Source organism: Pseudomonas sp. LRF_L74 (assembly GCF_965644255.1).
Lineage (GTDB): Bacteria > Pseudomonadota > Gammaproteobacteria > Pseudomonadales > Pseudomonadaceae > Aquipseudomonas.
The window spans coordinates 399,560-424,957 of record NZ_CBFFRH010000002.1 but is presented as its reverse complement, the minus strand read 5'-3'; the positions used below and the strand labels follow the sequence as shown (position 1 = coordinate 424,957).

General features: G+C 61.7%; 22 protein-coding genes. 11 read left to right on the top strand and 11 right to left on the bottom strand.

The features are described from left to right. Positions 1 to 14 precede the first annotated feature (14 nt). From ACSZPK_RS06840 to ACSZPK_RS06820, 5 genes are all read right to left on the bottom strand, one after another. Positions 15 to 1,013, bottom strand: coding sequence for a 4-hydroxyproline epimerase (locus ACSZPK_RS06840; RefSeq protein ID WP_437880658.1), 999 nt, complete (start codon positions 1,011 to 1,013; stop codon positions 15 to 17). A 13-nt stretch (positions 1,014 to 1,026) separates the two neighbouring features. Beyond that, the gene (locus ACSZPK_RS06835; protein WP_437880657.1) at positions 1,027 to 1,869 is read right to left on the bottom strand and encodes an ABC transporter permease; all 843 of its coding nucleotides are present in this window, start codon (positions 1,867 to 1,869) and stop codon (positions 1,027 to 1,029) included. Then, positions 1,869 to 2,714 carry an ABC transporter permease gene (locus tag ACSZPK_RS06830; protein ID WP_437880656.1) on the bottom strand — a complete coding sequence of 282 codons (846 nt, stop codon included), beginning with the start codon at positions 2,712 to 2,714 and terminating at the stop codon, positions 1,869 to 1,871. The genes ACSZPK_RS06835 and ACSZPK_RS06830 overlap by 1 nt, the downstream gene beginning before the upstream one ends. Next, entirely contained in the window at positions 2,711 to 3,829 is a 1,119-nt protein-coding gene (locus tag ACSZPK_RS06825) for a quaternary amine ABC transporter ATP-binding protein (RefSeq protein ID WP_437881009.1), read from the bottom strand. The genes ACSZPK_RS06830 and ACSZPK_RS06825 overlap by 4 nt, the downstream gene beginning before the upstream one ends. A gap of 74 nt (positions 3,830 to 3,903) precedes the next feature. Beyond that, on the bottom strand, positions 3,904 to 4,755 hold the full coding sequence (locus ACSZPK_RS06820; protein WP_437880655.1) for a glycine betaine ABC transporter substrate-binding protein: 852 nt from the start codon (positions 4,753 to 4,755) through the stop codon (positions 3,904 to 3,906). A 762-nt stretch (positions 4,756 to 5,517) separates the two neighbouring features. Between ACSZPK_RS06820 and ACSZPK_RS06815 the strand changes: the two genes are divergently transcribed. From ACSZPK_RS06815 to ACSZPK_RS06790, 6 genes are all read left to right on the top strand, one after another. Next, positions 5,518 to 6,240, top strand: coding sequence for a GntR family transcriptional regulator (locus ACSZPK_RS06815; protein ID WP_437880654.1), 723 nt, complete (start codon positions 5,518 to 5,520; stop codon positions 6,238 to 6,240). 99 nt (positions 6,241 to 6,339) lie between these two features. Beyond that, positions 6,340 to 7,659 carry an NAD(P)/FAD-dependent oxidoreductase gene (locus tag ACSZPK_RS06810; RefSeq protein ID WP_437880653.1) on the top strand — a complete coding sequence of 440 codons (1,320 nt, stop codon included), beginning with the start codon at positions 6,340 to 6,342 and terminating at the stop codon, positions 7,657 to 7,659. A 135-nt stretch (positions 7,660 to 7,794) separates the two neighbouring features. Next, positions 7,795 to 9,123, top strand: a complete 1,329-nt coding sequence (locus ACSZPK_RS06805; protein ID WP_437880652.1) for an MFS transporter — start codon at positions 7,795 to 7,797, stop codon at positions 9,121 to 9,123. Between the two features lie 72 nt (positions 9,124 to 9,195). Next, a complete protein-coding gene (locus tag ACSZPK_RS06800; RefSeq protein ID WP_437880651.1) occupies positions 9,196 to 10,098 on the top strand; it encodes a dihydrodipicolinate synthase family protein in 903 nt (300 codons plus the stop codon). Positions 10,099 to 10,100: 2 nt separating this feature from the next. Further along, positions 10,101 to 11,591 carry an aldehyde dehydrogenase gene (locus ACSZPK_RS06795; protein ID WP_437880650.1) on the top strand — a complete coding sequence of 497 codons (1,491 nt, stop codon included), beginning with the start codon at positions 10,101 to 10,103 and terminating at the stop codon, positions 11,589 to 11,591. 1,019 nt (positions 11,592 to 12,610) lie between these two features. Continuing rightward, positions 12,611 to 13,513 (top strand): DMT family transporter, encoded by a 903-nt coding sequence (locus ACSZPK_RS06790; protein WP_437880649.1) that lies wholly within the window; start codon positions 12,611 to 12,613, stop codon positions 13,511 to 13,513. A 72-nt stretch (positions 13,514 to 13,585) separates the two neighbouring features. Here the strand turns inward: ACSZPK_RS06790 and ACSZPK_RS06785 are convergent, their stop codons facing one another. Next, the gene (locus ACSZPK_RS06785; RefSeq protein ID WP_437880648.1) at positions 13,586 to 14,377 is read right to left on the bottom strand and encodes a class II aldolase/adducin family protein; all 792 of its coding nucleotides are present in this window, start codon (positions 14,375 to 14,377) and stop codon (positions 13,586 to 13,588) included. An 83-nt stretch (positions 14,378 to 14,460) separates the two neighbouring features. Next, positions 14,461 to 15,504 (bottom strand): ABC transporter substrate-binding protein, encoded by a 1,044-nt coding sequence (locus tag ACSZPK_RS06780; protein ID WP_437880647.1) that lies wholly within the window; start codon positions 15,502 to 15,504, stop codon positions 14,461 to 14,463. 153 nt (positions 15,505 to 15,657) lie between these two features. Here ACSZPK_RS06780 and ACSZPK_RS06775 point away from each other — a divergent pair, with 153 nt between their 5' ends. The 3 genes from ACSZPK_RS06775 to ACSZPK_RS06765 all read left to right on the top strand — a co-directional run bounded on the left by ACSZPK_RS06775 (position 15,658) and on the right by ACSZPK_RS06765 (position 18,520). Next, positions 15,658 to 15,834: a hypothetical protein gene (locus tag ACSZPK_RS06775; RefSeq protein WP_437880646.1), complete on the top strand. Its 177-nt coding sequence runs from the start codon at positions 15,658 to 15,660 to the stop codon at positions 15,832 to 15,834. 69 nt (positions 15,835 to 15,903) lie between these two features. Further along, positions 15,904 to 17,853: an FAD-dependent oxidoreductase gene (locus tag ACSZPK_RS06770; RefSeq protein ID WP_437880645.1), complete on the top strand. Its 1,950-nt coding sequence runs from the start codon at positions 15,904 to 15,906 to the stop codon at positions 17,851 to 17,853. 73 nt (positions 17,854 to 17,926) lie between these two features. Then, positions 17,927 to 18,520 carry a helix-turn-helix domain-containing protein gene (locus ACSZPK_RS06765; RefSeq protein WP_437880644.1) on the top strand — a complete coding sequence of 198 codons (594 nt, stop codon included), beginning with the start codon at positions 17,927 to 17,929 and terminating at the stop codon, positions 18,518 to 18,520. Positions 18,521 to 18,752: 232 nt separating this feature from the next. Here the strand turns inward: ACSZPK_RS06765 and dddP are convergent, their stop codons facing one another. The 4 genes from dddP to proV form a co-directional block, all read right to left on the bottom strand. Then, the gene (gene dddP / locus ACSZPK_RS06760; protein WP_437880643.1) at positions 18,753 to 20,099 is read right to left on the bottom strand and encodes a dimethylsulfonioproprionate lyase DddP; all 1,347 of its coding nucleotides are present in this window, start codon (positions 20,097 to 20,099) and stop codon (positions 18,753 to 18,755) included. Between the two features lie 460 nt (positions 20,100 to 20,559). Further along, positions 20,560 to 21,576, bottom strand: a complete 1,017-nt coding sequence (proX, locus tag ACSZPK_RS06755) for a glycine betaine/L-proline ABC transporter substrate-binding protein ProX (RefSeq protein WP_437880642.1) — start codon at positions 21,574 to 21,576, stop codon at positions 20,560 to 20,562. Positions 21,577 to 21,631: 55 nt separating this feature from the next. After that, positions 21,632 to 22,585, bottom strand: coding sequence for a glycine betaine/L-proline ABC transporter permease ProW (gene proW / locus ACSZPK_RS06750; protein ID WP_437880641.1), 954 nt, complete (start codon positions 22,583 to 22,585; stop codon positions 21,632 to 21,634). Between the two features lie 33 nt (positions 22,586 to 22,618). Further along, positions 22,619 to 23,779, bottom strand: a complete 1,161-nt coding sequence (gene proV / locus ACSZPK_RS06745) for a glycine betaine/L-proline ABC transporter ATP-binding protein ProV (RefSeq protein WP_437880640.1) — start codon at positions 23,777 to 23,779, stop codon at positions 22,619 to 22,621. 675 nt (positions 23,780 to 24,454) lie between these two features. Between proV and ACSZPK_RS06740 the strand changes: the two genes are divergently transcribed. Both ACSZPK_RS06740 and ACSZPK_RS06735 read left to right on the top strand, forming a co-directional pair. Further along, positions 24,455 to 24,805, top strand: coding sequence for a cupin domain-containing protein (locus ACSZPK_RS06740; RefSeq protein ID WP_437880639.1), 351 nt, complete (start codon positions 24,455 to 24,457; stop codon positions 24,803 to 24,805). 65 nt (positions 24,806 to 24,870) lie between these two features. After that, positions 24,871 to 25,212, top strand: coding sequence for a RidA family protein (locus ACSZPK_RS06735; protein ID WP_437880638.1), 342 nt, complete (start codon positions 24,871 to 24,873; stop codon positions 25,210 to 25,212). Positions 25,213 to 25,398 lie beyond the last annotated feature (186 nt).

The following is a 25,398-nucleotide window of genomic DNA, read 5'->3' as shown; positions in this document are numbered from 1 at the left end:
CCTGCACCGACTGATTATTTTATTTGGAAGCCATTAGCCAGTGGATCGTTGTCATCCACGAAAATGGTGTTGTGGCCGATCACCCTGGCCCAGCCGGTCACGCTGGGTTTGATCGCGGGGTAGCGGCCAATGGTGGTTTCCTCTTCGACGCGACCAATGAAGGTCGTGCCGATCAGGCTCTGGTGGTGGAAGTCCTGGCCGACGCCGAGGCGCCCTCTTCCGTGCAACTGGGCCATGCGGGCGCTGGTCCCGGTGCCGCCAGGCGAACGGTCGATGGCCTTGTCGCCATAAAACACCGCGCAACGCCCGTCGATCCCCGCGATATCCGGCTGGTCACACCAGATCACGTGATGCACGCCGTTGATGCGCTCGTCGAGCGGATGGACGGGCTGTTCCAGATGACTCAGCGCCTCTCGAAGCGCCTGGCTGGCATCGACGATGCTCGATGCCGACATGTTATCCAGGCCGCTCCAGTTCGCCTGGGGCTCGACCACCGCGTAGTAGTTGCCGCCATAGGCGATGTCCACGCTCAGGCTGCCGATGCCTGGCACCTCGACCACCACGTCGGGGGCGTGCAGGTAGCTGGCGACGTTGTGCATCTGCACGCCAGTGACCTTGCCATCCTGCTCGGTGTAGCGGATGTCGACCCGGCCAGCCGGCGTTTCTATCGCCAGTTGTCCTGGCACCCGTGGCGTCACCAGGCCCTCTTCCAGGGCCGAGGTGACCAGGCCGATGGTCCCGGCGCCACACATGGGCAGGCAGCCACTGACCTCGATGAACACCACGGCAAAATCGCAGTCTTCGCGATACGCCGGGTAGAGAATCGCGCCGGACATCACGTCATGGCCGCGCGGTTCGAACATCAGCGCCTGGCGAACCCAGTCGTGATGCTCGACGAACAGTGCGCGCCGCTCGGCGATTGGCAGGTGCGGCAGCATGGGCGCGCCGCCCGCCACCAGGCGCACGGGGTTGCCGCAGGTGTGGGCGTCTATGCAAAAGAAGGTATGTCGCATGCTTTCGTTCTCCTCAACCCAAGGCGCGGCGGTCGAGCGCGCCACGGGACAGGCGATCCAGCAGCAGCGCCACCGCGACGATGGCCAGGCCGGCTCGCAAGCCAAGCCCCATCTCCATCCGTGTCAACCCACGTGTCACCTCGGCGCCCAGGCCACCGGCACCGACCAGGCCAGCCAGCACCACCATCGCCAGGGACAGCAGGATGCACTGGTTGAGGCCGACCATCAGCGTCGGCGTGGCCAGGGGGATTTCGATCTTGAACAGGATCGAACGCTTGGACGCACCGATGGCCTGGCCGAGTTCGAGCATGTGCTCCGGCACCTGCTTGAAGGCCAGCGTGGTCAGGCGCAGCATCGGCGGGATGCCATAGACCACGGTGGCGATGATCGCCGGCACGCGGCCCAGGCTGAAGATCATCACCGCCGGAATCAGGTAGACCCATGGCGGCACGGTCTGCATCACGTTGAGCAGCGGGCCGATCGCGCTATCGAACTTCTTCACCCGCGAAGCGACGATCCCCAGCGGAAAGGCAATGGAGACAGAAATCAGCACCGCCACCGAGACCAGGGCGATGGTCTGCATGGATGCCGTCCACAACCCCGAAACCAGGCAGAAGCCCAGCATCGCTGCGGCCAGAACGGCCAGGCGCGGGCGGATCAGCCAGGCGGTGAGCACGAATACCGCAGCGATCAACGCCAGCGGCGGCAAGGCCAGCAATGCGGCCTCGATACCGCCCAGCACCGCTTCGATGAACACGCTGATCGCCTTGAAGAAGCCGTGCATGTTGGTGTTGAGCCACTCGAACAGCGGCGCGATGTATTGGCCAGGAGAAAACTGCAAGACCGGAGTGCTCATCACTGTTTCCCCTTCTGCAGAAGTGCAGCGCTCTGCGCCAGACGGTCCAGCACCATGGTCAGGACCACGATGGCCAGGGCGGCGTTGATCGACTTGGCGATATCGAGCGTGCGGATGGCGCTGTAGATCGACTCACCGAGCCCACCGGAACCGACGATGCCGGCGATGACCACCATGCCGAAGGCCATCATCAGGCTCTGGTTGATACCGGTCATGATGCTCGGCATGGCGAACGGCAGGCGAATCTTGAAGAACATCTGCCAACCGCTCACACCACTGGCATCACCCAACTCGATGAACTCTCGCGGCGTCATGCGGATACCCAGCGAGGTCAGGCGGAAGGCCGGCGGCAACGCCACGATGAAGGTGGCGATCAGCGCGGTGCCCGGGCCGTAGCCCAGCAACGCGATGGACGGCAGCAGGTAGATGTAGGGCGGCATGGTCTGGACCAGGTCCAGCGCCGGCTCCACCACCCGATCCAGTGACGGCAGTAACCCCGCCAGCACACCCAGCGGAATCGCCACCAGCAACGCAAGAACGGTGGCGGCGATGACCAGCGCCAGGGTACTCATGGTTTCCGGCCACAGGCCGATGAAGGCGCAGGCCAGCATCGACAGGGTCGCGGCAATGGCGAAGCTCACACCGGCAAGACGCCAGCCGAGCAAGCCGATGGCCAGAGCGACCACATAATAAGGAGGCTGGCTCAGAGCCCAGTTGAGCCCCTCGTATAGACCTTCGAGCCCTGCATTGATGGCATCGAACACGTAACCGCCGTGATCGGACAACCACTCCAGGGACTCGTCGACGGTCGCATCGAAGCCCGCCACGAAGTCGGCGATGTTCATGACGACGCCCTCGCCGCCACGACACCGGCCGCAGCCGCGAATTCGTTGGGCGCACCCTGCACGCCCCGGAGCAGGTCACGCAGGGTGATCACGCCAACGACTTGGCCATCGGCCGTCACCGCAACCGCATCAAGTTCGGCATTGACCGCAAGGCCGATGACCTCGTCGATATCGGCCTCGGCAACGACGCTCGGCAAGCGCGCCAAGTCGACATCGGGTTGCGTCGCTTTATATAGAGAAACCGGCGTCATCACCGAGTGCGCCTTGACCAGATGCAGGCGCGAAATGCCGGCAACGAACTCGGCGACATAATCGTCCGCCGGATTGAGCACGATCTCCTCGGCCGTGCCCACCTGGATGATCACACCGTCCTTCATGATCGCGATGCGGTCACCGATACGAATGGCCTCTTCCAGGTCGTGGGTGATGAACACCGCCGACTTGCCCAGCTCTTTGGTCAGTTGGCGGAACTCATCCTGTAGCTGTCGACGGATCAGCGGGTCCAGCGCACTGAACGGCTCATCCATCAGAATCACTTCGGGGTCGGCGGTGATCGCCCGCGCCAGACCGACACGCTGTTGCATGCCGCCAGACAATTCACGCGGGAAACGCGAGGCCCAGTCGGTCAACCCGACCTTGGCCAGAGCACGCTCGGCCACCTTGAGACGCTCAGCCTTGGGTACCCCTTGAACCTCAAGGCCGAATGCGGCGTTCTCCAGCACCGTGCGGTGCGGCAGCAACGCCACACTCTGGAACACCATGCCGATATTGCGCGCACGCACGGCTCGCAGTTCGGTGGCACTCAGCGCGGACAGGTCGCGGCCCTTGACCAGGACCTTGCCCGAGCTGGGCGTGATCAGCTTGTTGAGCAATCGAATAAGCGTCGACTTACCACTGCCGGACAAACCCATGATGCAGAAGATCTCACCACGGCGAACATCCAGGCTCACATCGGAAACGCCAACGACACAGCTGTAGTCCTGCAGGATCTGTTTCTTGGAAAGTCCCTTCTCGATTACCGCTTGCATTGCATCGGAGGCTTTATCTCCAAAAATCTTCCACACGGACTGGCAACTCACCAGTACTTCATTCACATCTATCTTCGGCGTTGTCATAGCGTTCCCGTCGAACCAGTTTTGGCTGGTATTGTTCTTTGATTCAAGTTCGGCAGTGGTCAAGCAAGGAGCGATCAGTAACTTTTAATATTTTCCCAGCGTTTCAGCAGGTCGGCATTCTTCGCCGTCCAGTCGGCAACGGCCTGGTCCATTGTTTTTCCATCTTTGACTTCGGCATTCATCGCCGTGATGGCGGCAAGCGGCAGATAGATACCGGCGAGCACTTCACGGGCACGCGGGTTCTCTTCAGAGAAACCTTTCTTGCCGATCCAGTAGTAACCCTGCGGTGGAGGGAAGACGCCTTTGGGGTCCTGCAGGTATTTCATCTCGAACTTCTGCGACATCCAGGACGGATCCCAGATGGTCACGGCCACCCACTCCTTGCGGTCGATGGCCGACTTCAGCGCCGCAGTCATGGCCACGGTACTGCCCTCGACCAGTTGCAGCTTGAGGCCGTAGTCGGACACCGCGCGGCTGGCATCGCTCATCAGGCCCGAACCAGGCTCGATGCCGATGATCTTGCCGCCGAACTTGTCGGCGTTGTCGTTGAGTTGCTCCAGCGAATCGATCGGTACGTACTTGGGCACCGCGATGCCTTGATAAAGGCCATGGGATACCGGAGAAATCTTCTCCAGCTTGCGTTTGTTCTTGTTCCAGTAATCCTGGGCGACGTAATCGATCTGCGAGGCGAGAATCTGGATATCGCCTTTGCCCAATGCGGCGTAGGCGATACCCCACTCGGAGAAGGAAGTAACTTTCACGGTATAACCGGAGTCTTCCAGAACTTTCTTGGTTACCCCGGTGATAGGAGTCAGGTCTTCCCAGGAAAGAGTCCCCACATTGATGACTTTTTCTTCGGCGTGTACCTGAAAAATGGCAATACTTGACATCGCCAGTGCACAGAGTGCCTTCCGCAAGCCTTTCATGATTTATCCTCTGATATGTTGGTCCCGCTTTTTATGACGCCAGGTACGTTTTTAATTCGTGCCCCACGTATTCTTGTTGTCCAACGGCAGGCCGCATCATCGATCGGCTTGTAAATGCTCCAACCCAACTTCCGTGACTTGGCGGAAGTCCTTGAATATCAGTTTCGTCGCCACCTCGTTTTCGCGAGTCTGGCCTGATCAGCTCGGAGCGCTGAGGACACCTCGACGCGTCCTCTCGTTCGTCGTCTTCGCGACGATCTGCACGGCCTCGTCCACTCAGGGAGATGGCTGATGACCCGAGACTCGCATGCACTCAGGATCAGGGTCAACCCACATGTATTCTTTGTGTATACCAAAAGAATTCATGGAAAATACGCTCAATGCCTTGTGTTTCTTGAGAAGGCGCCAGCTGGGAGCGTCATCGGTTGGCCACGAAAAACGTCGTTATTGGATATCACGCCGTCGTTTTTATGAACGTGCCCCCCGCGAATACTCATTAGCACCGTAACGATCCATCTGCCTGCGAGAAAATCGCTACGCCGCGATCCGCCGGCACATGTGGTGAAATACCCTCCGGCAGCGATCCGCTCGCGAACCATGCGGCGCGCCATCGCCAGGGATTTGCCCCACGGCGATGCCTGTTCTGTCGCGACACGACGCAGAATTTCGTGGCCAAAAAAACCTGTAGACACACTGTCTAACAGAACCCTATAGTCGTTATACAAATTGTAGACACACCCTATGGCAAACAAAAAAGTCTCGATGAAAGCCGTATCCGAAGCCGACCAGAGCAGTCTCGACGGACCTCTCGACCGCAAGGCGGTATTGGGGGACACGTTGCGCCGACGCATTCTGAGCATGGAGTTGGCGCCAGGCGCAGTGGTCGATGAGATCGCCCTGTGCAACGAGTTCGGCCTGTCGCGTCCGCCGGTACGGGAGTTGCTCCGGCAGATCGCCGCAGAGGGCTACATCGAATTGGAAGCCAATCGAGCGCCACGGGCAGCCTCGATGAACCATGAGTCATTGCACGCCTTCTTTCTCGCCGCGCCGCTGATCTACATCGCCACCACCCAACTGGCAGCGACCCACGCGACGCCCTCGGAGATCGAAGTCCTCAAAGGCATTCAGCGGAATTTCCGCAAGGCCATCGAGGAAAAGGATGTGGAAAACCGCGTCATCCTCAACGACGAGTTCCACCTGGAAATCGGCAAGATGGCGCACAACGACTACCTGATGCCGAGCCTGCGCCGCCTTTTGATCGACCATGCCCGGCTCGGCAGGATTTTTTATCGACACCCAACCACTGACGACATGCAGCGGGACCTGGAAATCGCCTGCGACCAGCACGACCAGATGATCGAGGCCATCGAGCGGCACGATCCTGAGACAGCCGCTGTGATCGTGCGCGCGCACTGGGAGCTTTCACGTCGTCGCATGGCGGAATACGCCGCACCGGTCGGGGTCGAGGTGGCACTTGCCTATTGAGTCGTAGGCAACCTCCAAGCGCTGTGGTCTCGCACATTGAGTGGGTCATTTCACGCCGGGGAACAAACGGACTCGAACAATAAAAGTTAGGTCTAGGAAATGACGAAAGTAACCCACTTGCCAGCCGACGATACGACCTGCGGCTGGTATCACCTCAGCCGATCCCGCCAACCCCGGGCGGCTCACAGCGGCAATACTTCCGCTCGTTGGGTCGTCGTCGGAGCCGGCTTCACCGGCCTCGCGGCGGCACGCGAACTGGCGCTGAAGTTCCCCAGCGAAGAGATCGTCCTGATCGAAGCCCAGGAAGTGGGATTCGGTCCTTCCGGCCGCAATGCCGGCTTCGCCATCGACCTGCCGCACGACATCGGTGCGGACGACTACATCGGCGACATCGACACCGCGAAGATCGCCCTCAAGCTGAACCTCGCCGGCCAGTCGTTCCTGCGCGACCTGGTGCAGGAGCACGGCATCGACTGCCAGATGAAAGCCTGTGGCAAATACCAGGCCGCCATCGAGGATCGCGGCATCGCCGTACTGGATGCCTACCGCCGTGGCCTGGACAAGCTGGACCAGGCCTACCAGATGATCGAAGGCAGCGAGTTGCCCGAGCACATCGGCACCCACTTCTATCGCAAGGCGCTGTTCACGCCTGGAACGGTTCTGATCCAGCCATCGGCGCTGGTCAAGGGCCTGGCCGACAACCTGCCGGGCAACGTCACCCTCTACGAACGCACGCCGATCACCAGCATCGACTACGGCGACAAGATCGTCCTGAGCCATTCCAACGGACGCATTACGGCTGACAAACTGGTGCTGGCCACCAACGCCTTCGGCATGAGTTTCGGCTTCCTCAAGGGACGCATGCTGCCGGTGTTCACCTACGCCAGCATCACTCGCCAGTTGACCGAGGACGAGCAGGCTCGCCTGGGCGGCAAGCCGTTCTGGGGCGTGATTCCGGCGGACACCTTCGGCACCACCGTGCGCCGCACCCCGGACAATCGCCTGCTGATCCGCAACAGCTTCAGTTTCAATCCGGATGGCCGCGCCAACAGCAAGTACCTCGAACGCTTCGTGGAGCGCCATCGCGCCTCCTACGCCAGCCGTTTCCCGATGCTGCCCAACGTGGGCTTCGAATACACCTGGGGCGGCTCCCTGGCCTTGTCGCGCAACCATATGGGCCACTTCGGCCAGCTCGCCCCCAACGTCTACGGTGCGCTGTGCTGCAACGGCCTGGGCGTTACCCGCGGCACCATCACCGGCAAGTTGCTGGCGGACTGGCTGGCAGGCGAGCGCAACGAACTGATCGACTTCCTGTTGGCGGCACCAGGCCCCAACAGCAACCCACCCGAACCCTTCCTCTCCCTTGGCGTGAACCTCAACCTGAGGTGGGGACAGTACCGGGCAGGTAAAGAGAGCTAAGGACTTCGAAGACCGGGCGCCGCGTGGCGGCGCTCGGCAGGCGAACTCGACTCGGATGTTTTTCGATCCGGAGCTGATGACGATTCGGCTCCGCGGGTTCGCTCGGCCTGAATTCAATGAAACTGGAAGACAATAATGACAACGACCAAAACCTCTATCGAGGACGTTCCTCTCAACACCTTCCACCAACTGCTGAGCGTGCGCTCGGGTGGTGGCTCGTTCGTCGACGGCTACGTGCTGAGCATCATCGGCGTGTGCATGCTACAGATGACCAACGCACTGGGCCTGAGCAGCTTCTGGCAAGGCATGATCGCCGCCTCGGCGCTGATCGGCATCTTCTTCGGCGGTTTCCTCGGTGGCTGGCTGACCGACCGTTTCGGTCGCAAGCGCATCTTCTTCGTCGGCCCCACCCTTTTTATCATCGGCTCGCTGTCGCAGTTCTGGGTCGAGTCGGCCTGGGCCTTGTTCCTGCTGCGCTTCCTCATCGGCATGGGCGTGGGTATCGAGTACCCGGTGGCCACTTCGCTGCTGGTCGAGTTCCTGCCGAAGAAGTATCGCGGCCCACGCCTGGCGACCCTGACCATCCTCTGGTTCGCCGGTGCCGCCTGCGCCTACATCGCCGGCGACTTCATCCTGCGCAATGGTGGCGATGACGCCTGGCGCCTGGTCCTGGCCAGCGCCTCGATCATCGGTGCGGCGCTGTTCCTGGTTCGTATCGGTACGCCTGAGTCGCCGCGTTGGCTGATCAGCAAGGGCCGTTCGAGCGAAGCGCAAGCCATCATCAAGCAGGTCTACGGCAACGACTTCTCCCTGCACAACCTGCCCGAGCAACCGGTCGAGCGAAAGGTCTCGGTGTGGAACCTGCTGCACTCCGGCTATGGCAAACGCATGCTGTTCGTCGCGGTGTTCTGGAGCTGCTCGGTGATCCCGGTGTTCGCCGTCTATGCCTTCGCGCCGAAAGTATTGGCAGCGCTGAACCTCAAAGGCGACTGGGCTTCCTTCGGTTCGGTGGTGATCACCCTGCTGTTCGTCGTCGGCTGCATCATCGCCACGCGCCTGATCAATGCGATGGGCCGTCGCAGCATGTTGATCAACAGCTTCCTCTATTCGGGCCTGGCCCTGCTCGGCCTGGGTTATTTCCATGCCGGTTCGCAAACCCTGATCCTTACATTATTCGGCGCCTACGCCCTATTTATCGGCGGCGCCCAGGTGCTACAACTGGTCTACCCGAACGAGCTGTTTCCCACTGAAATCCGCGCCTGCGCGGTCGGCGTCGGCACCTCGCTGTCACGCATCGGCGCCGCCATCGGCACCTACCTGGTGCCCATCGGCCTCGACAACTTCGGCATCGCTGCAACCATGTACGCCGCCGCAGCGGTGACCCTGCTCGGCCTGCTGGTGTCCTGGGCGCTCGCTCCGGAAACCCGCTCGCTGAATCTACAACAAGCTGCCTCACTCAATTGAACCTGCCCAATTCGCCAGCGGCACGGCCAATGGCGTGATCGAAACAATGATGAACCAAACAGGAGACGCACCGTGAAATTCGAAGGCATCTACACCCCGGCAATCACCCCTCTGACCGCTGACGGCAAGATCGACTCTGTCGCATTCGCCGAAGTACTCGAGTACCTGATCGACGCCAAGATCCACGGCATCATCATCGGCGGCTCCACCGGCGAGTACTACGCGCACACCGCCCAGGAGCGTTTCGACCTGGTAGCCAAGGCCAAGGACGTGATCAACGGCCGCCTGCCGCTGATCGTCGGCACCGGCGCCATCCGCACCGAAGACTCCGTGGCCTATGCCGCCCACGCCAAGGAAATCAAGGCCGACGCCCTGCTGGTCGGCACCCCGCCCTACGCCCTGCCGACCCAGCAGGAAATCGCCATCCACGTCAAAGCCGTGGACAAGGCCGCAGGCCTGCCGATCATGCTCTACAACTACCCGGGCCGCATGGGCGTGGCCATGGACGACGAGTTCTTCGACGCGGTCGCCGACGTGAAGAACATCATCGCCATCAAGGAAAGCTCGGGCGACATGAACCGCCTGCACCGCACCGCGGTGAAGTACCCGAGCGTCGCCCTGTCCTGTGGCTGGGACGACCAGGCCCTGGAGTTCTTCGCCTGGGGCGCGCAGAGCTGGGTATGCGCCGGTTCCAACTTCATCCCGCGCGAGCACGTTGCGCTGTACGAGGCGGCGGTGATCGAGAAGGACTTCAACAAGGCTCGCCGCATCATGACCGAGTTGATGCCGCTGATGGACTTCCTGGAAACCGGCAAGTTCGTCCAGTCGATCAAGTACGGCGTCGAAGTCAACGGCCTCGCCACCGGCGGCGTGCGCGCTCCGCTGCAAGGCCTGACCGCTGACGAGAAAGAAACCCTGAAAGGCGTGATCACCACCCTCAAGCGCAACATCGCCCAGATCACTGGAGGTGCATGAAAATGGCTGAATTGCTGAGCAAGGAACAGTACAAGGAACTGGCCACCAAGCTGAAGTTCCCGACCCAGGCCTTCATCAATGGCGAGTTCCGTGATGCGCTGTCGGGCAACACCTTCGCCACCACCAACCCGGCCACCGGCGAACTGCTGGCCAACATCGCCGCTGGCAACAGCGACGACGTCGACCTGGCGGTCAAGGCGGCCAAAGAGGCCTTCGAAGACGGCCGCTGGAGCAAGCTGGCACCGGCTGCGCGCAAGCACATCCTGCTCGACTTCGCCCAGTTGCTGGAAGACAACGCCCACGAACTGGCGGTGCTGGAAAGCCTCGACAGCGGCAAGCCGGTCAGCGAGTGCCAGAACGTCGACGTGCCGGAGACCATCCACACCCTGCGCTGGCACGCCGAGCTGATCGACAAGATCTACGACTTCAGCGCCCCCACCGGCGCCGGCGCGGTGACCATGGTCGTGCGCGAAGCCATCGGCGTGGTCGGCCTGGTCCTGCCGTGGAACTTCCCGCTGCTGATGCTGGCCTGGAAAATCAGCCCGTCCCTGGCTGCCGGTTGCTCGATCGTGGTCAAGCCGGCCAAGGAAACCACCCTCACCGCCCTGCGCGTCGCCGAACTGGCGCACCAGGCCGGCATCCCGGCTGGCGTGTTCAACATCGTGCCGGGCGGTGGTCGTGAAGTCGGCGAGCCCATCGGCCGTCACATGGACATCTCCGCTGTCAGCTTCACCGGCTCGACCGACACCGGTCGCCTGTTCCTGAAATACGCCGCCGAGTCGAACATCAAGCGCGTGGTCCTGGAACTGGGTGGCAAGAACCCGGCCGTGGTCATGAACGACGTCGAAGACCTCGACGAAGTGGCCCAGTACCTGGTTGCCGGCGCTTTCTGGAACATGGGCGAGAACTGCTCCGCCTCCTCGCGCCTGATCGTCCACAAGGACGTGAAGGATGCGCTGCTGGAACGCGTCAAGGTGCACGTACGCGACTGGCAACTGGGCGACCCGCTGGATCCGGCCAACCGCCTCGGCGCCATGGTCAGCAAGAGCCACTTCGAGAAAGTGCGTTCGTACCTGGAGCATGCGGTCGAGCAGCAACTGAACGTGGTCGAGGGTGGCAACACCCGTGACGGCGTGTTCATCGAACCGACCGTGGTCGATGGCGTGCAGGCCGGCAGCAAGCTGTTCGTCGAAGAAATCTTCGGCCCGGTGCTGAGCGTCACCACCTTCGACACCCTCGACCAAGCCATCGCCCTGGCCAACGACACCGTCTACGGCCTGGCCGCCTCGGCCTACACCAGCAACCTGCGCAACGCGCTGCGTCTGTCCCGTGAAATCCGTGCCGGCATCGTCACCGTCAACTGCTTCGGCGAAGGCGACGCCTCCACGCCGTTCGGCGGCTACGGTGAGTCGGGCTTCGGTGGTCGCGACAAGTCGCAGTGGGCACACGACCAGTACACCGAACTGAAGACCATCTGGATCAACGCGTCGTAAGGACGAGGTAACCCGCTGTCACCGCCCCACGCGGGCGGTGACAGCCTGCTTCGATGCTCAAGGAAGAGCGCTCTCAGCATCACCAAACGGCGCACCTCTAAGAACCTGTTCACGATCTCGGATCGGCTCATCAGGTAGCGCTGGGGCAAGAGCAGACATCGATGTTATTTACCGTCACTCCCGCGAAGGCGGGAGCCCAAATAAAAAGCGCTTCTGGGTTCCCGCCTCCGCGGGAATGACGGCTAAACACACCGTGCAAACACGGTAATCGCGTATACGTCTGCTCCTGTCTCAAAACAGCCATTCGAACGAGCTCGAAAAGATCGTGAACCGGTTCTAACACCCGGCTCACACCTCTCCTCTCTCCCGCAACGCGCGACACCCCATCACCGGGTTGCGATGCGCTGACTCATGCATCTTCATAGCGGACAGGTCCGGCATACGTTCTGCCGCAGAGCCTCTACCTCAGCTCATTCAGGGCTTCAGTCATTTCCATTTCACTGAATCGGCGTTATTCGCCAGGCACTCGAAAAGTTCCGGAGCGCCAACCAAAAGTCGCAAAAAGACATCGCCTTGTCGCAGCCAGCCAGCATAATTTCCTTGTCAAGGCTTTTTCGAAAAATACCGAAAATCAATGTAGACAAACTGTATACACACTCATATAGTCGCCTCCAACAGCTTCGAAGAACGACCGCCACGCTCTGCCTGGGCGCCTTCATCGGCCCGAATGTGAGCAGTCGAAACACCCTTCGAAAGCATGCCGAACATCCATAGAGATGAACCAGAAGATTCAGGCTGCACAGACAGCCATCCGCGACAGCAACCGGAATCACGGTTCTGCGCTATAGCGATACCCGAACAAGCAGCAGGCTTCCCGAACAACCACAACGCTGCGCTTCTCCGGCTCCGACAAAGATCGGCAGCACGCTAATAACTACAACTCCCCAATCCAGAAGACCCGTGCGCACCCGCCGTTGGGGAGTGCTTGCGTGCGCACATACGAAAGACCTTTAACTGCCATGATCGCTACCCAAGCTCCATCGGTTGGTTCAGCCAACCCTCATCGCAATGCGTTGATCGTCGCGCATATCGCCGCCGTGCTGTTCGGTCTGACCGGCATCCTCGGCGCGTTGATCCATGCCGACGCTTCCATCATCACCTTTGGCCGGGCGACCTTCGCCTTCATCGCGCTCGGCTTCGTCGCCGGTCTCCAGGGACGCCGCATGCTGCATGCCCTGAGCGTGCGCAAGCTGTCGATCATGTTCCTCACCGGAGCCTTGCTGGCCTGTCACTGGGTGACCTTCTTCACCGCCGTGCAAGTGGGCGGTGTCGCCGTGGCGACGCTTGGCTTCGCCAGCTTCCCGGCATTCATCGCGCTGATCGACCTGATCGCATTCCGTGAGCGTATCGGTGCGGGTGAGATCATGCTCCTGCTGATGGTTTCCGCCGGACTGGTGCTGGTCGTGCCTTCCTTCGACTTGCTCGACCAGGGCACCGTCGGCCTGCTCTGGGGCCTGGCCTCGGGCCTGTCCTTCGCCCTGCTGGCCGTCGCCAACCGCCGCGCCGCCGCCGGCATGGATGCGATGCAGGTAGCGTTCTGGCAGAACGTGGTCGTGGCGGCCCTGGTCGCACCGTTCGCCTTCAGCAACCTGGCGACCACCAGCCTGCAGCCCAGCGATTGGCTCTACCTGGCGCTGCTCGGCGTCTTCTGCACCGGCCTGTCGCAATACCTGTTCGTGAAAAGCCTCGAAGGCCTGCAAGCCCGCACCGCCGGCATGATCATCGCGCTGGAACCGGTCTACGCCATCGCCTGTGCCTGGTGGCTGTTCGGCGAGCAGCCTTCATTGCGTATGTTCGCTGGCGCGGCGCTGTTGGTTCTCGCAACGATTCTGACGGCCTGGCAAAAGGCGTCTGCGCACTGACACTGAAAGCGTGCGCCGGAGCAAGGGTGACGAATACCCAAGCTTCGAGGCACAAGCAGCCGTGAGCGAAGCCTATTCTCGATACCCCGGCGAGCTGCGATCGAGCATGCGCAGCAGCGCTTTCCAGGCCAGGGTATTCGCATCGGGATCGAACAGGTCGCCCTCGTTGAGCGGCTTGTCGGGCGCGTTGCTCTGCCGTTCCGTGCGGCGACAGACCTCTTCGGACGGGATGATCAGTGCGCCGCCAGCCTGGGCAGCGATCTGGATGTCGCAGGCCTTTTCCAGGTAGTACATGCGTAGAAACGCCTGCTGCACCGTTTCGCCAACGGTCAGCAACCCGTGATTGCGCAGGATCATGCCGAAGTGATCGCCGAGGTCCGCCACCAGCCGTTGCTGCTCGTCGAACGACAGGGCGATCCCCTCGTAGTCGTGGTAGCCGAGACGCCCATAGAACTCCATGGAAATCTGACTCAACGGCAACAAGCCAGCCGCCTGGGCCGCCACCGCGCAACCCGCTCGGGTGTGCGTGTGTAGCACACACTGGGCGTCTTCACGGGCCGCGTGGATGGCGCTGTGGATCACGAACCCGGCGGGGTTGACGCTGTAGTCGGTCGGCTCGACGGGATGGCCGGCGAGGTCGATCTTCACCAGGCTGGACGCGGTGATTTCATCGAACATCAACCCGTACGGATTGATCAGAAAATGATGCTCCGGCCCCGGCACCCGCACGGAAATATGGGTGAAAATCAAGTCGGTCATGCGGAAATGAGCGATCAGCCTGTAGCAGGCCGCCAGCTCCTGGCGCAACGCCCATTCCTGAGCCGAACGGGCTTCTTGCGGGACTTCACTTGCAGCGATCGCCATGACGGCGGCACTCCCTTACTCAGTGACAGAAGACAGGCGCGGACAGGCGCCGCGCCGGCACCCAGCTTACGTCAGCCTTATCGTCATTGCGCGGCCCACGCGTTGAAACGCTCCTCCAGTTCCTCACCGTGGTCGGCCCAGAACTCATCATCCATGGCCAGGCCAACCGCCAGGTTCTGCGGCGAGGTGGGCACCCAGCGGGCGATCTCCGCAGGCATCTCGCTGGCAGTCTGCTTGTTGGTCGGGCCATAGGCGATGTTGCGCACGTAATCCAGTTGCGCGTCGGCGCGATTGGCGAAGGCAATGAAGCGCTTGGCCAGCTCGACATTCTGCGAGCCCTTGATGATCGCCCAGTAGTCCATGCCGTAGAGGCTGCCTGGCCAGACCAGTTCAAGGTTACGCCCGCTCTTGTGCGCATCGGCGATGCGCCCGGTGTAGCTGGTGGTCATCACCACGTCGCCGGCAGCAAGCCACTGGGGAGGCTGGGCACCGGCTTCCCACCACTGGATCGACGGCTTAATCTGGTCGAGTTTGGCGAATGCGCGGGCGACGCCTTCTTCAGTGCCGAGCACCTTGTAGACATCCGCAGGCTTAACGCCATCGGCCATCAGAGCGAACTCCAGGTTGTACACCGCACGCTTGCGCAGGCCACGCTTGCCAGGGATTTTCTGCAGGTCCCAGAAATCGTCCCAGCCATTCGGTGCGGTTTTCAGCTTGTCGCCGTCGTAGGCAATCGCCACGCCCCAGACCAGGGCGGCCGAGCCACAGTCCTTGGCCGAGTTGGCGATCAGTTGATCGGCGCCGCCGATCTTCTGCCAATCGAGGGGTTCGAACATGCCCATGTCGCAGTTGCGGGCCAGGTCCGGGCCTTCGATCTGCACCACGTCCCATTCGGCATGACCGGTGTCGGTCATGACCTTGATGCGGGCCATCTCGCCGTTGTATTCGGCCTGGATCAGCTTGGCGTCGGCGCTCTTGGCGAAGGGCTGGAAGAACGCGACGTTCTGCGCCTTCTGCCCTGCTCCGCCATAGCCGACCACGACCATCGACGGCTGCGCCTGGGCAGCGCCAACCCCTAAACCAATCGCCAACAGCAAAGCATGCAACGCATTCTTGTGCGCAATCATCAGGTCAATCCTCTGTATGTGCCGCCAACGTCGAGGGCGCGGGCAGTCAGGGTTCTGGCTTACCGGACAAGCGTCGAGAACAACGGGCAGGGAGCAAAGGATGGCGGGCTGGCGTGGTGTGCCAGCAGGGTCGGGCACCGTGGAAAACGGTTCATGGGCATCTCCTCTTGTGATTGTTATGGAGTCGCTTGCGAGTGTGCCGTCGGTAACGGACACGGCTATGAAACTAGCTACGACCAAGTAAAAAAACAAGTTGATTTTTTACTAAAGGTAAATTTTTATAAGAAAAACATCCTAGCGGTTCAGCGCTTTGCAAAGGGATTGGCGTGATCGGCCAACCCCGTTATGCGGCCACACCAACCTGCGAAACCATGACCAGAAAATAGGGATGCCGCCGTGATGAGTACCTTTCCCCAGTTGTTCGAACCGCTGGAAATCCGTGGCAAGCGCCTGAAGAACCGCATCATGTCCACCGGGCACGACACCTCGATGCCCACCGACAACCTGGTCAACGAGCAACTGGTCGCCTATCACCAGGCGCGTGCCAAGGGCGGTGTCGGCCTGATCGTCATGCAGGTCGCGGGGGTCCACGACAGTGCGCGCTACACCTCCCATGTGCTGATGGCCACCGATGATGCCTGCATTCCCGGCTATCGGCGCATCGCCGAAGCCTGCCATGCCGAAGGCACGGTGCTGCTCTCGCAGATCTTCCATCCGGGGCGCGAGCTGATGGAGTCCGCCGACGGCCTGCTGGCCGTGGCCTACTCCGCCTCGGTCTCGCCCAACGAACGATTCCGGGTCATGCCACGCGAGCTGGACCAGGCGATGATCGATGAAATCGTCGCCGGCTATGCCAGCGCCTCCCGTCGCCTGCAACAGGCCGGGCTGGATGGCGTCGAAGTGGTCGCCAGCCATGGCTACCTGCCGGCGCAATTTCTCAACCCACGGGTGAACAAACGCAAGGATGGCTACAACGGCGACCTCGCCGCACGCCTGCGCTTCACTCGCGAAGTGATCGCCGCCGTGCGTCAGGCAACCGGCGATGACTTCATCATCGGCCTACGCGTCTCCGCGGACGAATTCGACATCGATGGCCTGACCGAAGCGGAATCGCTCGAAGCCGTGGAGCACCTGCAACGCGATATCGACTACGTGCATATCGTCGCCGGCACCTCGGCAACGCTGGGCGGCGCCATTCATATCGTGCCGCCGATGGCCGTCGAGGCCGCCTACCTCGCACGCAATGCGGCCACCTTCAAGGCGCGTCTCAGCGTGCCGCTGTTCGTCACCGGGCGTATCAACCAGCCGCAGGAGGCCGAGCAGATCATCGCCCGTGGCCAGGCCGACGTGTGCGGCATGACCCGCGCCCTGATCTGCGATCCGCAGATGCCCAACAAGACCCACAGCGGCCACGTCGATGACGTGCGCGCCTGCATCGCCTGCAACCAGGCCTGCATCGGCCACTTTCACCGTGGCTACCCGATCTCCTGCATCCAGCATCCGGAAACCGGCCGCGAATTGCAGTACGGCGAACTCGCTGCGACCACTCAGCGCAAGAAGGTCCTGGTGGTCGGCGGCGGCCCGGCGGGCATGAAGGCGGCAGCGGTCGCGGCGCAGCGCGGTCACCAGGTGCTTCTCTGTGAAGCCGCGGCGCAACTCGGTGGCCAGGTCAACCTGGCGCAACTGCTGCCACGTCGCAGCGAGTTCGGCGGGGCGTCGACCAATCTGCAACGCGAGATGCAACTGGCCGGCGTCGAGGTGCGCCGCAATACCCGCGTCGACCGCGCACTGATCGAGGCGGAGCGCCCGGACACGGTGATCATCGCCACCGGCGCCACGCCCTACTGGCCGCCCTTCGAGCGTGGCGGCGAATTGCAGGTGGTCGATGCCTGGCAGGTGTTGCGCGACGAAGTGACGGTCGGGCGCTCGGTGCTGATCACCGACTGGCGCTGCGACTGGATCGGCCCCGGTATTGCCGAACGCCTGGTGCGCGCCGGGCATCAGGTACAACTGGCCGTCAACGGCACCCACGTCGGCGAAAACCTGCCCTTGTACGTGCGCGACCACCTGGCGGGCGAACTGCATCGCCTGGGCATCCCGATCACGCCTTACGCGCGCCTGTACGGCTGCGACGACACCAGTGTCTACCTGCAGCACAGCGCCAGCGGCGAACCGATGATCGTCGAGAACATCGACACCCTGGTGCTCTGCCAAGGCCACCAGCCGCTCGATGACCTGGCCGGAGAATTACAGGACTTGGTGGAGTTTCGCCGGATAGGCGATTGCCTGGCGCCGCGTACCGCTGAAGAGGCGATATTCGAGGGGCTCAAGGCCGGCGTTGCCATCTGACGACGTTCCCTGGGTCGCTCCGGGGCCAAATGCGTTTAGAATGCCCACGCCCGAATCGTCCGGATCATCCCCCATGAGCCGCAAAGCCCCGTCCCAGGCCTCCGCCCCGCCCGAGGCGCAATTTCTCGGTACCCGCATTCGCGGCCTGCGCAAACGGCGCGGCATGACGTTGACGGATCTGGCCACCCAGAGCGAGCTTACGGCGGGCTACATCAGCCAGTTGGAGCGCAACCTGGCATACCCGTCGATTCCGGCGCTGTTCAACATCGCCCGCAGCCTGGGCGTGACCATCCAATGGTTCTTCGCCAACGAGACCAAGACCGACCCTGCCGATGCCGGCTATGTGGTGCGACGCAACGCCCGCACCAGCGTGCATTACGAAGACGGCATCGTCGATGAGCTGCTCAGCCCACAGCCGACCCGCCAGTTGGAAATCCTCCATTCGCGTTTCCCGCCGGGCACCTATTCGCAGCAAAGCTACAGCCACGACGGCGAAGAAGCCGGTTACCTGCTCAGCGGCACCTTCGAACTGTGGGTCGGCGACCGCCACTTCCTGCTCAACGAAGGCGACAGCTTCAGCTATTCGAGCCAGGAGCCACACCGCTACGGCAACCCCGGCGAGGTGGATGCCGTGGTGATCTGGATGATCACGCCGCCGACTTTCTAAGGGCCTGTTCAAGATCTCAGATCGGCTCCTCAGGCAGCGTTGAGACAAGAGCAGACATATGCATGATGACCATCGTCATTCCCGCGAAGGCGGGAACCCAGAAGAGCCTTTAGCGCCTGTTTATTTGGGCTCCCGCCTTCGCGGGAGTGACGGTAAATAATTTCGACATCCGTTTTTGCCTCAATGCCGCTATTCAAGCTGAAACAGGGATAAGCCCTGGCAAGTCTGTCGCTTAGTCCTGCAAAAATCGCTCCTCGAACGGATAGCGCGTCAGCAACTCGTAGCCACTCTCGGTCACCAGCAACTGGTTCTCCAGCTTGATCCCATCGCGCCCGCCGACTTCGCCGACATAAGCCTCCACGCACAGCGCCATGCCCGGCTGCAACTCGCCTTCGTAGCCGTACGACTCAAGGTCTTCCGGGTAGCGGATGCACGGGTATTCGTCGCACAAACCGACGCCATGGAAGATCACGCCATAACGCTGCTCGCGGCAGCTTTCCGGCAAACGATGGCTACGAGCGGTCAGTTCGGTGAAACGCACGCCTGGCTTGACCATCTCGATGTTGCGGGTGATGTGCTCGTGGGCGATGCGGTACAGGCGCTTCTGCTCTGCCGTGGGCTGCAGATCGCCGCAGATCCAGCTGCGCGACATGTCCACGCAGAAGCCGTAGACGCCAATCAGGTCGGTATCGAACGACAACAGGTCGCCATCGCTGAGCAGCCGTGGCCCGGATTCCTGGTACCAGGGGTTGGTGCGGGGGCCGGAACTGAGGATGCGTGTCTCGATCCACTCGCCACCGCGACGGATATTGCCGGCATGCAGCGCCGCCCAGACATCGTTCTCGGTGACGCCGGCGCGCATGACCTGGCGCATCTCGCCGATGGCCGCCTCGCAGGACGCCACGGCGCAGCGCATGGCGAGTATTTCATCCGGCCCTTTGATCACCCTTGCATGCTCGGTCACTGCCTGGCCACTGCTCACCTCTACGCCCAACGACTCCAGGGCACGCAGCCCGGCGACTTCGATACGGTCGACGGCGAGGCGGCGATTGCTACCGGCATGGGTGCGCAACAGCTCATCGACTTGCCCGGCAAAACGCCTGGCATGTTCCTCGGTGCGATCGCCCGTCTCGAAGTAGAAGAACGACGCGCCACTGCGCAGTTCGCTGACCAGCGGCAAATGCGCGGAGAGATGATCGCACCCATGGAAATCCCACAGCACCATGTGACCGCTGGCGGCGACGAAACAGGCACGCGCCGGGTTATGGGTGGTCCACAGCTGCATGTTGGTGGTGTCGGTGGCGTAACGGATGTTCAGCGGATCGAACAACAGGATACCGCCAAGATCGTGAGCGACCAGTTGCTCGCGGATGCGTTGCAGGCGGTACTCGCGCATGCTCGGCAGGTTCGGCGGCTGTAAGCCCAGCTTCGCCCACTCGGCGAATGCCAACGGCGTCGGGCCGATTTCCACGCGGTCGTTGTCGTCGAGCGAGCCGTCGGCTTTCAGAGCCATGGCCCGCTGACGCGAAGGGTCGATACGGCGGGCATGGGCGGGAATCGAAAACGGTGAAGTCAGCATGGTCACGGTCACCTTTTCATTATTCTGATGAGCCGCCCGGGTCGAGCCAGGCGGCTGGAGTCTTTTGACGTTTCGGCTTGGCGGCTTTGAGGCAGGAGCGGACGTTCGTTTCTATTTATCGTCATTCCCGCGAAGGCGGGAACCCAAATAAACAAGCGCTAAAGGCTCTTCTGGGTTCCCGCCTTCGCGGGAATGACGATGACACACACTGCGCAATAACGATCACCGGACAAACGTCCGCTTTGGCCTCGTAGCAGTCCGCAGGGTGGATCGGGGCGCGTAGCTGACGCTCTTTTCATCCACCAACACACGGCGCAAATGGTGGATGAAAAGAGCGTCATCCACCCCACCCTACGTCTTCTGGAATATTCCTCTTCGGGCCAGCACAAACGCGGATCAGCGATGGAGCCGATGTCCCGACTTCGCGGGAATGACGGGAACAGGCTCCAGATGAAATCGCTTACTTCGCCGCTTCGCGAGCCGCTTTCAGCCATTCATCGAACTGCGCGCGGTGAGCGGCGATCCACTCCTGGGTGTGGCGGTGGATATCGGCCGGTTTGTTCTCGCCCTGCTGCATCTTGAAGTTCTGCGCGCTCTCGTCAGCCGTCGCGAGTTGCACCAGCGATAGGAACTTCACCGCCGCCGGGTTCTTCTCGGCGAAGTCCTTGTTCAGCACCGCCTCGACCTGATCCACCGCGAAGCCCAGGTTCTTGCCCTTGTAGGTGGTGTTGACGTCGTTCTTGCCACCCGGCAGATCGGTCTTCGGCACCTCCAGCCAGACCACGTCGCGGTCCTCGACCAGCACGCTGGACATCCATTGCGGCACCCAGGTGTAGTAAAGGATCGACTTGCCTTCCTTGTAGCGGGCGATGGTGTCGGCCATCAGGGCGAAGTACGAGCCCTGGTTGACGTGCACAGTCTTGTCCAGGTCGTAGGCCTTGATCTGGTGATTGATGATCAGCTCGCAGCCCCAGCCCGGGTTGCAGCCGGTGAGGTCGGCCTTGCCGTCGCCATCGGCGTCGAACAGCTTGGCGATCTCCGGTTTCTGCAGGTCGGTGATGTACTTGATGTGGTGCGCTTCGGCGGTCTTCTTGTCGATCAGGTAACCCTGGAGCACGCCGGGCATGACCACCCCAGCCCTGACCATGGCACTGTCACCACCGGCTTTCTGGTAGAAGCTGTCATGCAACTTATCCCAGAAATGCACGGTGAAATCGGCATCGCCATAGGCCAGTGCCAGGAACATCGTCGCGTATTCGGTTTCCTTGGGCTCCTGGACCTTGTAGCCCAGCTCGGTCAGGCCAGCCATGGCGATCTCGCCACGGAAACGCTCCTCGGCCACCGACGGAAAGATCGGCGTGATCTTCACGCCATCGCCGGGCTTGTCCGCCGACGCGTTGGCCCACCAAGACAAGGTGGTCAGGGCCAGCACCGATGCGCAGCGCAGGAAACCACGGGGGATCTTGAAGTCATTCATGTCGCATACCTTCTTCTGGTTTTTATCGAGTACGGCAGATCTGAGAGAGGTAGAATCAGGCGGTCTTGCGCCGCTCTTCGACGTGTCGAGGGCCGAGCAGGCGTAGAGCCAGGCCGACCGGGCCGGTGTGGTACCAGCGCAGGCTCGGGTCGGCGCTGCTGCGCGCGCCCATGGCCTGGGTCAGGCGGTCGAGGAAGATCGCCAGCAGCACCAGGCCGACGCCTCCGACGGTGGCCAGGCCCATGTCCAGGCGACCGATGCCGCGCAGGACCATCTGGCCCAGGCCGCCGACCGAGATCATCGAGGCGATGACCACCATCGACAGCGACAGCATCAGGGTCTGGTTGACCCCGGCCATGATGGTCGAGGTGGCCAGCGGCAGTTGCACGCGCAGCAGCATCTGCCGAGGTGTGCAACCGAAGGCGCGAGCGGCCTCGATCTTGTCTTCCGGCACCTGGCGGATGCCCAGGTTGGTCAGGCGCACCAGCGGCGGCAAGGCGAAGACGATGGTCACCAGCACGCCGGGGACGTTGCCGATACCGAACAGCATCACCACCGGCACCAGGTAGACGAAGGCCGGCAGCGTCTGCATGGCGTCGAGCAGCGGCCGGATGACCCGCTCCAGCGAATCGCTGCGGGCGCAGACGATGCCCAGAGGAATGCCGATCACCGCGCAGAAGAACACCGAGGTCAGCACCAGGGCCAGGGTGGTCATCGACTCGGACCAGACGCCGATCAGCCCCAGCAACGTCAGGGTAATGAAGCACAGCAGCGCCATGCGTTTGCCCGCCATCTGCCAGCCCAGCAACGAAGAAAGGATGATGCCGATGCTCGGCGGGATGCTCTGCAGAACGAACTCGATGCCGTTGAGCACCTGGTCGATGGGCCAGCGAATGGCGCGGAACACGTCGCGGAAATTGTGCACCAGGTAGTTGAGGGTGCTTTCCACCCAATCGCCCAACGGAATGGTGACGGACTGGAACGGGTCCAGAAGGCTGAACTCGGACATCGTGGCTTACCTCTCGGGTAGAACTGAGCGGGCTCAGTGGCGGCTCAGGGTCTGCAGCAACTGGTTCTTCGACAGCGTGCCTTTGAACGCGCCCGCATGGTCCAGAACGGGAACCGGGTATGGCAACGCGGCAGCGATATCGAGCACCTCATGCAACGGCGTGTCGGTGTACACCGGCTGGGTCTCGTGCAAGTTGTGGCGCTCGCCGACGCAGGCGCCCTCGGCATCGGTGCCGACCACGCCAAGCAACTGGTCACGCTCATCCACCAGATAGCCGAACGGCACCCCGGCAGCGAAGCTCGGTGCCTTGCCGTTGAGCCGGCAGACGGCCTGTGGATCGAACCGCGCGACATCCCCGGCAGTAAGCACGCGTGAGCTGTCGAAGCTCTTGAAGAACGTCCGCACGTACTCGTTGGCCGGCTGGTTGATCAGCTCCTGCGGCGTGCCGACCTGCACGACCTTGCCGCCTTCCATGATCGCGATGCGATGGCCGATACGTACCGCCTCTTCGATGTCGTGGGAGATGAAGATGATGGTGCGCTGCTGCTCGGCCTGCAGGCGGATCAACTCGCCCTGCATCTCACTGCGGATCAGCGGATCGAGGGCGGAGAAGGCTTCGTCCATCAACAGGATGGTCGGGTCGTTGGCCAGCGCACGGGCCAGGCCGACGCGCTGTTGCATGCCGCCGGAAAGCTGGTGCGGATAGCTGTGCTCATGCCCTTCCAGGCCAACCTGGCGCAGCGCTTCGCGCGCCCGGCCATGGCGCTCCTTCTCACTGACACCGCCGATCTCCAGGCCGAAGGCGGTGTTCTCCAGCACGCTCATGTGCGGCATCAGGGCGAAGGACTGGAAGACCATGCCCATTTCCTTGCGCCGCACGTCGAGCAACTCTTTGTCCGCAAGCCCGGTGATTTCCCGACCGTTCAGGTGGATGCTGCCGGAGGTGGGTTCGATCAGCCGGTTGAACAAGCGCACCATAGTCGACTTGCCCGAGCCGGACAGGCCCATGATGACGAATATCTCGCCGCGCTTGACCGAGAAACTCGCGTCGAAGACGCCGACGACATGACCGGTCTTCTTGAATATCTCGTTCTTGTCGGCGCCCTGGCGCAGCATGTCCATGGCCTGGTCCGGGTTGGGACCGAACACCTTGAATATGTTCTTTACCGAGAGGATTTCATCGGCGGTACTCATACGACCCTCTTTATTATATTTATGACCAATAACTAAGCCGAATTCGTTTTATCTTTAAAACGATTATCGACACCGGATTGGCAGGCCGCCCAGTAAGTTTGAGCGTTTCAGAAGTGGCCAAGAATTTCTTGTTATTTCCCTTTTATCGCTACACGTGGCCAGCGATCGGCAAGTCCGAAACCCAGCGCCCAGGGAACTTTTCAGTAGTTGGTGAATGTTTCCTAATCTAGCGCCGTGCCCAATCGCAAAATAGGATGGAAGCGTCAATTTATGGTATTTCGACACGTCCGTTTCTGCGCATGCCGGACAATCTTGCAAAGCCAGACAGCCAATCAATCGCCTTGAAATCAGTGATTTATGGAATTCCTAGCGTTCGCCAAAGTTCCCAGGGCGGCGCCGTATCCATCATCAAGCCCCCGCCAATCGCAGGGATCGGGCAGCAGATATTTCAGCCGAACATAAAGTTGCCGACACGCTTTAAAATAAGATCACTCGTCTTACTCGTTATATATCGCCTGGCTAAACCGATGCGATAGTCATGGATCACAACTTTCCACCCGGCAGGAAGTCCTGACCGGCGTATTCCTGAGCGTAGGCAGCCGTCTTCGGAGACATAGGCAAAGGCCAGCAGAAAGCAACTTGCCGTTCATCCGCCCGCAACCTGAAGGAGTCTCAATGAGCCAAGCCCTGACCGTCGTTCGCAATGCCAGCGCCTGTGCGCTGGATGAGTTCACCCCGGCACGCCTGCCTATCGGCGAGCCCGTCGCGCAGGCCGCCACCGGCCAGCACCAGAGCGCCGAGACGGTCGGCGCCAGCATCGGCGTGTGGGAGAGCAGCCCCGGAGTGTTCCGTCGTCACCTGAAGAACCGCGAGTTCAGCCATATCGTCAGCGGCTGGTGCACCTTCACTGCCGACGGTGGCGAGCCGGTGGAATTGCGCGCTGGCGACGCCGTGCTGTTTCCGGAGAACTGCGAAGGTGTGTGGGACATCCGCGAGACGCTGCGCAAGACGTACGTGTTGTTCTAGCTTTTGCATCTGCCCGAGCCTCATAAGCCCCCTCAAGGCCACAGAAAACACCTCAAGGAATCGCCATGATCGAACGCATCAACCCCGGCGCCCGCGCCAGCCAGATGGTGCTGGTCGACGGTCGCATCGAAACCTCCGGGATCGTCGCCTGCGCGCCTTATGGCGATATCGCCGAGCAGACCCGCGACGTACTCGCACAGCTCGAACAGTGGCTGGCACAGATCGGCGCGAGCAAAGCCAACCTCACCCGCATGCAGCTCTGGCTCGCGGACATGAATGAGTTCGTGGCGATGAACGAGGTCTACGATGCCTGGGTCGGTGATCAGCCGCCGGTGCGCGCCTGCGTCGGCGCCACCTTGGCCAGGCCGGACTATCGCATCGAGATCCAGGCATTCGGCCAGCTCTGAGCGCGGTTTTCGCTCTCGTCAGGTTGGGGATGTTGTCGTTTTAGCTTGAATGGCAGCAGCGAGGCGGGAGCGGACATTCGCCCGATGATCGGTCTATATCCTCGTCATTCCCGCGAAGGCGGGAATCCAGAAGATCCAGCGCATTTGGATTCCCGCCTTCGCGGGAATGACGGTTAAAACACACCG